This is a genomic window from Rhodococcus sp. Leaf278 (assembly GCF_001426085.1).
Classification (GTDB): Bacteria; Actinomycetota; Actinomycetes; order Mycobacteriales; family Mycobacteriaceae; genus Rhodococcoides.
Window position 1 is genome coordinate 1 of sequence record NZ_LMRR01000028.1, and the last position, 10,737, is coordinate 10,737.

Consider the following 10,737-nt stretch of genomic DNA (forward strand, 5'->3'; position numbering starts at 1 on the left):
GTCGGACAGATCGTTGAGGGGACGTTGGGTGGTCCAGTACCAGACGGCTCCGATGAAGCCGTATCGGTCGTCGGCAGCGGCATCAGGGTTGTCGACGAGAAACGTCGGCGTCGGGACGTAGCCGCGGGCATGTGCCCACTTGGAGCACTCGCGGTAGTTGTTCTTCCCGGTCAACTGAATCGGGCCACGACCGCGGTAGGTGAACCCCTCGCCGGGACCGTTGCCCATGCGGCCGTCGTAGGTCAGCTGATCGGGCGTCGGGCCCCACAACTCGCGCATGTACTTCAGCCCGACCGACTCGTGACCGAGCTGCGCGCACCACATCACCGCGCGGTTCCGGTTGGTCACACCAGCGAGAATCATCGCCGCATTGAATGCCGGTGCGAGCTCGACGTAGCGGTCGGTGGGAGCAGAGTTGCCCATCGCCCGTGCGAGCGTTGTGGCATCCATCAGCAGGGCTCCCATCGTCCGTTCGTGAGGTACCCGTGGAATCCGCAGTCGCACATGATTGATGCACGAATGGTCAGCTTCTCCGGGCACTCGGTGTTGGTGTAGTCCCACTTCTCGTTCGTGCGGCCGTTGGGCCCCGGCCGAGGCCCGCGAGGGATGTCGATCTCGTGTCCACATGGATGCCAGAACCAGATGCCGTCGAGCTGACTGAGGGCCACGTCGCGGTAGTACGGCGTATAGCGCATGCCGTGGCCGGCGTCGTACTTCCCGTTGTCGTCGAGCGTGCTGCCCTCGGGGAGGTAGGCGCTCATCAGCGCGCCCGCTCTCGCTCGATCTTCGCTTCGTGCCGCATCGCGTCGATGTTGAGGACGAAGCCCGCGATGGTGTCGATCGGATCGTTCGTCGTGCGGTACTTCGACCGTGACTGGAATCGCTTCGACAGTTCGATGTCTGCGGGCGAGCGTGTGTCCACCGGTGGGGCCGGCTGGATCGGCTTCTCGTTCGGCGTTGCGGTGTAGCCCTTCCCGGCGATGCACGATGCGAGCTGGTCCACGGACATCCAGTACTCGAACGGCCGGAACCCGGAGTCGGCGATGAGGACCTCGCGGGTGTCGGGGTTGCAGCCGACGACCGTGAAGTAGTGGTAGACCGTGCCACCTGCGTAGGCCGGCTTCTCGCCGCGAGTACCGCGGGGGTAGTTCGACGGCGGCACCATCACGTTGCACACCACCCCGTACCCGCCGAGGATCGACGCCTGCACGTCTTTCCACAGCAGATCTTTCTGCGCCTGGCTGGCGTCGTTTCCGGGGATCTGCCGGGTGATGTAGTCCGCGGGGACGTTTCGATTCAGCAGGTCGGTGATCAGCCCGATGTGGTTGGTGCCGTTGCGGGTGGTGCCGAGTTGCCGTGCGAGATCGGCTTCGGTCGAGCCGATACCTCGGATGTCGAACGCGACCTGGCACGAGGCCGGGCCGCACCAGTAGCTGGTCTCCTGCGGAATGATCGAGACATTATGGGGTAGAACGATGTCCGGCATGATGCGTGCTCCTAGTTCGTTGCGAGGGTCATGGCGTTGAGCATCGAGAACAGTCGCTTGAACCGTTCCTGGTTGCGCTGCTGNGAACGATGTCCGGCATGATGCGTGCTCCTAGTTCGTTGCGAGGGTCATGGCGTTGAGCATCGAGAACAGTCGCTTGAACCGTTCCTGGTTGCGCTGCTGTGGCGACTTCTCCGGCTCGTCGTCACCGATGACGGTGTCCACCAACACCCGGTCCTCGCGGGTGTCGATGACCTCGATCGACTCGACACGGTCGAGGAACATCTCGCCTTCGTCCTCCCAGCCGACGAGATGACCGATGCTGAAGTCACGGAACGCGGCGTGTGGAGCCCAGTCGATGACCGAGACCTTTGCGCGCCGCTTACCGGCGATGTCGAAGATGCCCTGATCCGCGCGCTGTTTCGAGGAGAACGTGTATCCGGCTGAGCCGCCGTTGACCAGCTTCTCCGGGCGGGCGAGTGGGCCGAGCTCGCGCTTGGCCTTGTAGTTCGTGGCCTTCATGAATGCCAGGAACACATCGTCGAGGATNGCCGTTGACCAGCTTCTCCGGGCGGGCGAGTGGGCCGAGCTCGCGCTTGGCCTTGTAGTTCGTGGCCTTCATGAATGCCAGGAACACATCGTCGAGGATTGTCGACAACGCGCCGGCCACTCCGCCGATGATGCCGCCGAGACCACCGATGGGAATCGACAACGCCGTGAGCGCGGCGGTGGCGAGCGCGATGATCCCCTGCTCAATGGCGAGCTGTAAAAGTTTGTTCAACCAGGTCGGACTTTTTCCACCGACTATGACCGAATACGCCTGGGGGTGAGTCACTTCCAGCGTTGCATCGATAATTCCGGCCGAGTCCTCCGTCCACACGCACGACGGAATCTCGGTCTGCTTGAGGTGCTTGGAGATCTGCTCGGCCAACCCGGGCAGGAAGCCGCCGATCAGCGGCCGAGTCCTCCGTCCACACGCACGACGGAATCTCGGTCTGCTTGAGGTGCTTGGAGATCTGCTCGGCCAACCCGGGCAGGAAGCCGCCGATCAGCGAATCCACACCGTCGGCGATCATCTGCGCGATCGTGTTCGCCAGACCGTCGAGCGGAGCGACACCGGTGTTGATGCCACCGGACTTCGGTCGATCGACGACCCGCATCCACACCTGCGAGGACAGCAACGTCACCCGGTTCGAGGGCTGCTTGTCGCGGCCCTTGATGAAGAAGCCCATCTCGATCATGACGTCCGAGTCCTTCAGGACCGGATCGAACAGCTCGTCGAGGGAGACCATGCGAGCCTGCATCGTCGTCCACTCCGAGCGGTCGGAGAAGAAGTCGTACGGCAGCATCGTGATCGGGCATTGACCGGTGCGGAACCTCAGTCGAAGGAAGTTTCGTTCGGAGTACCAGTGGATTCCGCCCTTGAGCGGACCGATCCACAGATCCTCCGGTGGGAACTGCACCTCCTCGAAACCGGGGATCGGCATCGGGTACGCGTAGATGCAGGACAGGAAGATCTTGCAGTCCACCAGGGTGACCGTGATCGTCTTGTTGCCCTTGATGCCCTTGCGGACTGCAGTGTCGACGAACCCGTCGTAGTGCTCGTCGTTGTAGGTGATCCGCACCGGAATGACGGTGGTGTCTGCTTTCATCAGCAGCTCGCGGAAATCCGTCGTGCCCGGCAACACCAACTTCCCCGGGCCCACACCGCGGCGCGGCTTCTTGAACCGCGCCTCGCCGTAGTCGGTGATCATCCCCAGCGGAACCAGATTGGGAGAGAACACCTCCGCGCTGAACTCGGCAGCCGAACCACGCTTGGGTGGCTCGTCGAGCAGCTCCCGCCACGCAGCCGCCGACCACGAATCGAGCGGGACGTTCACGGGATCCATCACCGGTGCTGTCAAAACGGCCTCCGTGATTTCGGTTCGATCGTGAACACCGCCGACGACGCGGCATTGCCACCGATGCACTTCAGACGGGACATGTCCATCCGCCGACGACCCGGCACCGCGTTGTCCTTGAGGAAACGCTGGCCACCGAGATCGCCGTAGAAGTTGGTGCGCATGTTCGACTTCGGGCGCACCGACATGTCGGTGTGGATCACCACCACCTCCCCCACCTTCAGGTTCGGAGTGGTCACCACCTTGTCGCTCACACCGTCCGGGAGCTGAAAGACACCCGGACCCTTGATGGTGATCACCGGCATGGCCTTGCGGTCACCGGAGTTGTAGAGGGTCTTCTTCGTGACCGGTTGGCCATTGACCCACGAGAACTCCTCCGGCAGCCCGAACCACCACGCCTTCTCCACCACGACCGGGATCAGGTACGGCTGAAAGCCCTCGAACACCGGATCGGACTCGTGCTCGACCGACGGCGCGGCGTCCAGACGGAAGTCGCAATACTTCACCCCGCGAGGGGAATTGACGTACAACCTGGACTGGAACTCATACCAGATGTCCGACCAGAACCCGTCCTCGACCTTGTGGATGTGCGAGCCGTGAATCTTGTGGACGTACACCGGGATCTTGAAACGACGCGGCTCGATCACCGCACCCAGCCAGATCGCACCGTCGCCGCGCGCGGTCTCGAACCACTGGTGCTTCGCCTCCGGCTCGACGTAATCTGCCCACCCGGAGGCGAGCACCACCCCGCCGGACTCCCGACCGACAAGGTGATGCTCGGACAAATACCATGCCCGCTCCGGAAGATCAGCTACCGCACCGGGACCCGCAATCACCACATTCGCAGTGCCCTCCGGAAAGAACGTCACGACTCCCCAATCCGAATACTGTTCGAGAACCATTCGTCCTCTTGCCGGGCCTGACGGACACCCTTGGCAACCTCGTTGCGGTCGGCTCCGTATTGGTTGACCGTGATCGGACGCGCCTCCCGACGCTCCGGAGCGGACCGCTGCGGAGCCATCCGCTCCGCACGCGCCAACGCCAACTCCTGCGCCACCGACGTACGCATCGACCCGGTCAGCACTTCCTCGGTCTGACCCGACAGATTCAGCCCGAGCTCACCGTGCTTCCACAGACCACCGGTGTCGAACAACTTCGGCGTCGGTGTGACCATCCCCTTCGCCAACAGCTCGATCCAGTCCGGAGTGCCCGGAGTGGCCGGCAACTGATTGGCGAGTTCGTCTTCGCCAACAGCTCGATCCAGTCCGGAGTGCCCGGAGTGGCCGGCAACTGATTGGCGAGTTCGTCGTCGGTCGCGGGCTTGGCGGTGTCGAGCAACTTCGCGTTGTCCTCGAGGTGCTCCTTCTGCATCTGCGCGAGACCGGTCACCACCGCCATACCTGCCTTGGCGAGCGGCCCCATGTTGTCGGCTTCGTAGTAGCCGAGCACATCAGCGATGTTCTCGGTCACGAAGTCCCCGACGATCCCACCGAGCGCCGACGACCATTGATCTGCCGTCGTCAACGCACCCGTGCCGGATCCGGAACCACCTGCCGCGGACTCCTTCGCAGCTGAGTTCCGTGCACGCTGCAACGCACGATCGNACTGATCTGCCGTCGTCAACGCACCCGTGCCGGATCCGGAACCACCTGCCGCGGACTCCTTCGCAGCTGAGTTCCGTGCACGCTGCAACGCACGATCGGCGGCTGCCTTCTCCTCCGGTGTCGACTCCGGGTCGGCGTACACCTCGTTGCGGCGAGCATTGGCCTCGACGACCGCCGCCTGAGCATCCTGCGCCGACAACTCGTCGTCGGTCAGATTGGTCGTCAGCTCCGGAGCCTGCGGGGCCGGAGGCTCGTTGAGCCCCCGAGCGGCAGCGTCCTTCTTCGCTTCGAGATCCTTGACCTTCTGCTTCGCCCGCTCGACCTTGGATCGAGCCTGGTCCTTGTCGGCGTCGGACTTCTTCGGATTACCCAGCGCCGCCGCCAGATCCTCCTCGGCCTGCCTGATCGCAATGCGTGCCGAATCCAGCGCGAGATCGTCCTTCTCCGCCCACGTCGCCTTCTTCGACCGAGACCCACCCGAGCTGCTGTACGAGCTCACGGAATCCAGACCGTCGATCCCTTGGGTACCGGGAGTGCCCGACGTCGCCGGATCGTACGGCGGCGCGAACAGATCCCACGGCAGGTAGTACTGGTTGGTGAACTGCGGATCGAATGCGCCCGCGGCTCCGCCACCCATCTGCATGTTGCCGTTCGCGCCACCGGACTCGAAGTTGACCCCGTTGATCGTGGCCGCCATGTGCTCTTCGCTGGTGCCCACGACGAACGGACCCGTCGTGCCGGGCACCAGTCCCGGCCACTCACCGGCCAGCAGCGAGTACGTCGTGCCCAATCGGCCCGACTCGCCCTGCCCCATCGCGGCCTTCTGCAGGATCGCAACCCAGCCAGAGCAGTCCGCGGCCGAGACCGTGGCTGCACCCCAGCCGTACGGGTTGCCGTTGCCGCGCCGACCGAGATCGAACACCCTGTCCAGTGCGCCACCCTCGGCGAATCCCGGCAACGCCAGGTTTCCGTTGAGCAGGTCCTCCATCGGCAGGGCATTCATGTCGAGCATCTGCCGGAACCGGTAGACGTTCTCCTGACCGCCCATCGCCTCCACATCGCCGGCGTCGAGGACGTGCTCACCCGTCGAGCCGCGCCACGGCCCGAACCCAGGTGTGAACATCAGCATCGAATCCGACGTCGCCGTACCCGGACCGGATAGTGCACCTCCGGTAGCCCGACCGGGAAGCTGCGAGACCAGATTGGCGTAGGCCTCGTCCGACATACCGAACTGCCGTTGCGCCCGCTTCTCCTCGACGGTGAACGTCACCACCGCATTGCGCGGCCGGGTGGCAAAATCAGCCTGCTCGTTGATTGCCCGAATCGCATCCAGCGCTTGCTGATTGGGTGCCGTGATCCGGACGATGCCCGGCTTGCCGTCAATGTCGGTCTCGATGGTTCCGCCGACTTCACGAATCTTGTTCTTCGCGTCTTCGGTCAGCGCATCGAAAGGTATATCGACCGGCTGACCCACCGAGGCAAGCAACCCACTGAGAATCGCGATCTGCTGCTCGACTGTGTCAGCACCCCGCAGGCTCGCGAGCATCTCGATGTTCTTCGGGACCAGACCTTCGGCCTCGATCATTCGCTTGAGGTCCTGGACCGTGACGCCGGTCGAGATCGACAGTTGCTGCAGCTGAGCGTCGTTCGATGCCCAGATCGGTCCCAGGTCGGCACCCGCCTCGGCGGCAGTGATCGTCGCATCCTTGATCGCCAGCAACGAATCACGCAGCCGCGAGCCATTGGACGACGCCGTGTTGACCGCGCCTCCCTGTCCGATCAGTTCGCCGCCCCAGCCCTCGGCTGCATCCCACACGTCCTTCGTGGCCTCGGCTGTTGCCCGCACCTGATCGTTGTATGTCTGCAACGCGTCCGACAGTGGAATCGGTTTGCCCGACAACACATCCAACGCGGTCTTCATCGCATTGATACGATCGGTCGCCGACGAGGACTCATCCGAGAGCACCGCGATCGCGTCCCGCAGATCGAAGAACCCAGGCACCGTATTCTTGGCGGTTTCCTTGGATCGTTCGATCCCACCCCGCAGCAATTCAATTTCAGCGAGAGCTTCGGCTCCACCATCGTCGATGTTTCGCAGGCTGTTAGCCATCGCGGTGTACTCAGCATCCGAACCTGACAGTGCCGCAGCGACTTCCTGCGTTGTCATGCCCAAGTTCCGGAAACCAGACGCAGTCCTGGCTGCCGCGTCTGCCGCCGCTTCCTGATCACGCAGCGCGTCGGTACCTGCCTCCGCGACACCGGAGAACCAGCCCTTGATGTCACTGCCCGCGGCAGCGAAGATCCCGAACGCTCCCGGGCCGTTCTCGGCCAGAGTGTTGGCCTTCTCGCGGACCGAATCGATCTGCATGCCCACAGCACCGAGCACGTTCTCCGAGACTGCGCCCTGCGATTCCTGAAAGGCCTTCGCCACATCGCGTTGCGCGGCAGCAACATCGGACGACGACTTGTCGATCGCTTCCTGCTGAGCGTCGAGAGCGGCATACTCCGAACTGATCTTGCCGACGGCGAACGTCGCGGCCATGATGCCGACCATCCACGGACCGCCGAGGACACCGATCGCGCCCTTGGCTGCGGACGTCATTCCGCGCAGGCCTGCGACAGCAGTACCGCCGATGACGCCACCGAACTGAGCAGCCCGTGCCGCGCCGTTGCGTAGGGCCGACGTCAGAGCACCGGATTGTCCTGCGGCCGCGCGCTGCTGGTTCGCGAACTCGCGAGTGCGTGCGGTGACGCCGCGGTAGCCCTCGGCCATATTTCGGACCGCAGGCGATCGTCGTTCCAATGTCGCCAGACCGGAGGCGAGTTCCGAGAGTGGTTCCGCGTTTTCCTCCAGAGCGCCCGCGAGATCCTCGGCATCACCAGTCAGGGCAGAGATCGGGTTCGCGGTATCGGTATCCGAGATCCCCGACAGCGCCTGCTCCATCTGCAGGTCGCCCATCTCACGACGGAAGTCCGAGATCGAATCGCGCCAGCCGCCGATCCGCTCGCCGATGGAATCGTCGAGACCGGAGAACTTGAGCGCACCGAGACCGAGAGCCACAGCCTGGACCGGTCCCGGCAGCTCAGTGAATGCGCTGACGAGATCGCCGACGAACCCCGCCACAGGAGCCATTGCCTGGCCTGCGGATTCGAGACCGCTGATCAGACCGGGGGTGGTGTTGGTGACGAACTCGGCACCCTTTGTGATCAGACCCTCGAGCGGACCGTCGACGAGGTCGTAGACACCGAGCGCGAGAGTCTCGGCAGCGTTGCCCGCGGACGCCATTGCACCTGGCAGGCCCTTCGTCTTCGCGGCGGCGACCTCGGCGGCCGCGCCCTGACGCTCGACGGCGGTACGCATCGTGTCGTACCCGGCCTGACCCTGCTCGGCCGCTACACCGGCCAGACGCATCGCGTCCGACCCGAACAGTGTCGCGGTCGCCGCCTGATACAGCTCCGGCGACATCGACGCAGCTGCCTCGTCGAGCTGACGGAACAATTCCGACATGCCGACGAACTGGCCCTGCGCGTTGTAGACCGTGAGCCCGAGATCTTCGATCGCGCCCTGGGCCGGGTTCGATTGGTCGGTCAGTGCCAGCAGGGTCGACTTCAGCAGTGTGCCGGCGTCGGAGCCCTGAATGCCTGCGTTGGCGAGGACTCCGAGGGTGGCGGCGGTGTCCTCGATGGACATCCCGAACTGGTTGGCGACCGCGCCGGACTGGGAGAGACCCATCGCGACATCGGTGATTTCGGCCGACGATGCGTTGGCTGAGTTGGCCAGCACGTCGGAGACCTTCGCCGCGTAGTCGGCATTGAGGCCGAACGACTGCAGAGCCTGCGACTGGATTGTCGCCGCCGACGCGGCATCGATCTGCGCGGCTGCCGCCAGCTGCAGCAGAGCCTGCGACTGGATTGTCGCCGCCGACGCGGCATCGATCTGCGCGGCTGCCGCCAGCTGCAGCGTGCCCTTCGCAGCATCCATCGACTGCTGGACTGTGAAACCACCCTTGGCGAGCTCGGTCATCGCCGCAGCGGCATCGGACGCCGACGTACCCGGCAGAGAGATGTCGTTACCGAGCGCCTTCGCACGATCACCTGCGACGGACATCTGCTGCTCGGTCGCCCGAGTCACTGCCTGCAGAGTGTTCATCGTGGTCGTGTAGTCGTTGCCGATGGTGATGATCTCTTTGACACCCGCGGCGACAGCAGCACCGCCGATAGCCAGACCCATCGCACCCGCGAAGGCCTTCGCCTGGGTCATCGCCGGAGCAAGTGCACGCTGCATATCGCCCGGCGCGTTGCGTGCGTTGACCGCAACTTCGACGTCTATCCGACCACCGGGCACGAGATCACCTCTTTCGCATTCTCAGAACATCGGCCAGGGTGAGTTCTCGCTCCGCTTCGGGCGTCGAATACCGTTGCGCGGCCTCGGTGTAGCGGGTCCGGTGAATCTCTGCGAGCTCCGGCCGTCGCAGTGCAATCGGATAGATCAGCGGTTGCGGCGGCGGTGTGATCCCCCGACGCTTCCGAATCGCTTGCTCTGCCTTGACCTTCGGATCGCTCGGGTCGGTGATCCACTGCGAGTACAGGGAATCGAGCTCGAAGTTGTCACGGTCGAGAAGCATCGCGATGTTCTCGTCCGTGCGGCTCTGTTGGTCGTCGCGCGCGAGCGCGTCGTGCACCAACGCTGCGAGGTCCGCGTACAGCATCGATTCCATGGCTTCACGGAGATCGAGGTGGTGGTGATGCCGCACTGCGGCAAGTGCTGCGTCCCAACCTTCCTCGTCGTCGAGGGTGGCTAGGACGCCAAGAATTTCCCCGACAGACTCATCAGGCCGGCGATCTTGTAGATCGCCGCGAACAGTGCGTTGGACTCGTACATCGACAACTCGCCGATGTCATTCCACAGTTGCTTCGGATCCCCCTCGGCAAGCACGATGTCGAGGACCTGATCGCCGACGTCGACACCGGTGGTGCGGAGCAGCTTGAAGAACTTCCGGACTGTCTTCGCCGAATAGCGGCGACCCACCGAGTACTCGACGCCGTCGAACACGATCGGCACCGAGGAGAAGTCGTTCCACACGATCGGCAATGCGACCGGAGGACCACCGACAGCGAGCACCGATTCGAGATCGAACGGCTCCCGACTCTCTTCGGAGTCCTTGGTTGTGTCGTCTTCGGGAGGGAGGGTGACCCCCGCCTCGTCGGTGTCGACGGGGCGGGGGTCTTTGTTCTTGCTCTTGTTCTCTGGCATGTGAATTCGAGTTCCTTNGTCTTCGGGAGGGAGGGTGACCCCCGCCTCGTCGGTGTCGACGGGGCGGGGGTCTTTGTTCTTGCTCTTGTTCTCTGGCATGTGAATTCGAGTTCCTTTTTTAGCTGGATGGGATTGCGGATCAGGGAGCGAGCGGGTTGGCGTCGCCGCCCTCACGAACCTCGTTCAGCGCGATCAGCTCGAACTCCCAGCCGTCGAGATCCTCACCCTTGAACGACCGGGGCGGAGGGGTGCCAAGGCGGTTGCGTTCGCAGTAGAACCACGCTTTGGCCGAGATATCGCGCGCGATCGCGAGCACGGCGAACTCCTCGCCGTTGCCCTTCTTGTACTCGAAGTTGCCGGTGCTGAGCTCGATCACCTCGCCGCCCTCGAGCATCGTCAGGAACGTGGCCTTCGATCGGTCGGTCGCACGGAACTTCATCGTGTCGTCACGCGGCGATGACGTGACCGCGTACGAGGACTTCCGGAAGTTCA

The 10,737-nt window shown here is 63.9% G+C and carries 8 protein-coding genes and 2 pseudogenes; all 10 read right to left on the bottom strand.

All coding sequences use genetic code 11. The annotated features are described in order from the left end of the window. The coding region (locus ASG84_RS18780; RefSeq protein ID WP_327213085.1) for a glycoside hydrolase family 19 protein at nt 1-450 on the bottom strand (450 nt) is incomplete at its 3' end. Further along, complete coding sequence (locus tag ASG84_RS27825) at nt 450-761, bottom strand: hypothetical protein (RefSeq protein WP_057478551.1); 312 nt, start codon at nt 759-761, stop codon at nt 450-452. The genes ASG84_RS27825 and ASG84_RS18780, both read right to left, overlap by 1 nt. Continuing rightward, nucleotides 761-1,486: a C39 family peptidase gene (locus ASG84_RS28800; protein WP_057478552.1), complete on the bottom strand. Its 726-nt coding sequence runs from the start codon at nt 1,484-1,486 to the stop codon at nt 761-763. Before ASG84_RS28800 ends, ASG84_RS27825 begins: the two co-directional genes overlap by 1 nt. A gap of 111 nt (nt 1,487-1,597) precedes the next feature. Further along, nucleotides 1,598-2,035 (bottom strand): Gp37-like protein (locus ASG84_RS18795; RefSeq protein ID WP_442970982.1); only part of this gene is annotated, 438 nt, incomplete at its 5' end. A 203-nt stretch (nt 2,036-2,238) separates the two neighbouring features. Next, the gene (locus ASG84_RS18800) at nt 2,239-3,390 is read right to left on the bottom strand and encodes a Gp37-like protein (RefSeq protein WP_156399602.1); all 1,152 of its coding nucleotides are present in this window, start codon (nt 3,388-3,390) and stop codon (nt 2,239-2,241) included. Further along, entirely contained in the window at nt 3,387-4,289 is a 903-nt protein-coding gene (locus ASG84_RS18805; protein ID WP_156399603.1) for a hypothetical protein, read from the bottom strand. The genes ASG84_RS18800 and ASG84_RS18805 overlap by 4 nt, the downstream gene beginning before the upstream one ends. After that, the gene (locus tag ASG84_RS18810; RefSeq protein WP_235581736.1) at nt 4,253-4,540 is read right to left on the bottom strand and encodes a hypothetical protein; all 288 of its coding nucleotides are present in this window, start codon (nt 4,538-4,540) and stop codon (nt 4,253-4,255) included. The genes ASG84_RS18805 and ASG84_RS18810 overlap by 37 nt, the downstream gene beginning before the upstream one ends. 451 nt (nt 4,541-4,991) lie before the next feature. Beyond that, nucleotides 4,992-9,276 (bottom strand): annotated as a pseudogene (locus tag ASG84_RS28805) (phage tail tape measure protein); the annotation flags it as partial. Between the two features lie 64 nt (nt 9,277-9,340). Continuing rightward, complete coding sequence (locus ASG84_RS18820) at nt 9,341-9,709, bottom strand: hypothetical protein (RefSeq protein ID WP_235581737.1); 369 nt, start codon at nt 9,707-9,709, stop codon at nt 9,341-9,343. A gap of 675 nt (nt 9,710-10,384) precedes the next feature. After that, a pseudogene (locus tag ASG84_RS27830) lies at nt 10,385-10,737 on the bottom strand (hypothetical protein); the annotation flags it as partial.